Origin of the sequence: Holdemanella biformis DSM 3989 (assembly GCF_000156655.1) — a bacterium.
In the GTDB taxonomy this organism is placed as follows: domain Bacteria; phylum Bacillota_I; class Bacilli_A; order Erysipelotrichales; family Erysipelotrichaceae; genus Holdemanella; species Holdemanella biformis.
In genome coordinates this window covers 1-1563 of sequence record NZ_DS996874.1, presented here as the reverse complement: position 1 = coordinate 1563, position 1563 = coordinate 1, and the positions used below count along the sequence as shown (strand labels likewise).

1 protein-coding gene is annotated in these 1563 nt (G+C 32.8%); it reads right to left on the bottom strand.

Annotated elements, in window-relative coordinates; all coding sequences use genetic code 11:
• Nucleotides 1–125 precede the first annotated feature (125 nt).
• On the bottom strand, nt 126–1433 hold the full coding sequence (locus EUBIFOR_RS11965; RefSeq protein ID WP_040466586.1) for an IS4 family transposase: 1308 nt from the start codon (nt 1431–1433) through the stop codon (nt 126–128).
• Between the last annotated feature and the right edge of the window lie 130 nt (nt 1434–1563).

Sequence of the window (1563 nt, the reverse complement as noted above, 5' to 3'; positions counted from 1 at the left end):
AATGTCATTAAGTTAAGAGATGACGAACCATCCAGATATTATTGTCTGGATGGTATTTTTATTTGAAGGCACGACGAAAATTGTAGTATTGCTACTACATTTTAAAAAATATATAATATTAGTTGTTAATCATATCGATAGTTAAAAGATACCGGTGATTTGGCTTTCACTTTCCGTTCATTCTGGCGATTAGGACGGATTGGCAGTATTTCTTTAGCTATCAGTGATTCAATATCAGGTGGATTCTTTCCACCTTTTTCTTTTAGGTAGTTACGTATTATATGAAAGGCACGTACATAATTTAATTGATACTCGTATTTTCTGTCTTTTTCTTTAATTTTTATATTGTTACTTACTCTGCTGCAGAAATTATATAACACTAGCTTTGCATAGATTTCCTGCTCTATAAACATTCTTTTCTTTGAATGCAACGCATTTAAATCTAGGTGATATTTCAATTCACGATAACTCGTTTCAATCTCCCAACGAAGGTGGTACAGTTCTTTGATATCTTGTATATTGAATTCGGATTCATCTAAATTTGTAATAACACTTTCGTAGGTATCATCACTTATTTTAAAACGTGCAACACGACATTCAAAATCAAAATATGGGCTTCCGTCAAAAAAATCAAATCTCTGATTCTTAGGGACAAACTTATATATTTCAGGATGAGCTTTTATTTCATTCGTTTGTTTTGTGGTCAAGGTACGACGGACATGCATATCAAATTCTGCATCTGGAAAAGGACCAAAACTACGCAGTACGCTTGTTCTAGAATGAATATCCTTTACCCTGATCAAATACTTATGGTTCTTCATACCTACTTTCACAAAAGAATTGATAGATTCATAGCCTCTGTCCGCGATGAAAATAGCTTTAGGGCCATCATATCTATCCACTATTTCATTGAATGCACCATTTTCATTCATTACGGCATTTCCTTGAAGAACAATATCATCATAAGTACATTCCAATAGATCGTAGCTTGTATTCAGGTGATAGGCGGAGAAAGGCTTATTCGAATTATTAGCCTTATAAAAAGTGGTTTTAGTATCTTTGATAGCACTGCTGATAGGCAGAACAGAACCATCAACAGCGAGAAGGCGATAGCCTTTGTGAAGCTTGATTTTCTGTGTTCGTTCATTGAACATATTGAATAATGTATGAAATGCATCAGGGCGAATTTTACTACGTGCTTGTACAAATGAAGAAGCTGTAGGTGTATCAAGTTTATATCCAAACAATTTAAACATTTCATCTTTTAAAGATCCGGACTCTAATAAAAGCACATTGAAAAGAGTGCTTCCAAAAAGATGTTTTCTTTTTCGGGTAAAATCCTTATTTGAATCAACAACAAATAGAGAAGAAGAATCATTCATGGTTTTGATGCAGAATTTTAACTGCTTTTTTAACGATTTATAATTGTTCATAAGTACCTCCAAAAACATATACCTATAAACAATTGGCCTATTATCAGAAATGATAATAGGCCACACATTTCAATCTGTATGTCAACAAAAAAATTCAAATTTTCTACAAAAAAAGGGGAGCACATTTTTT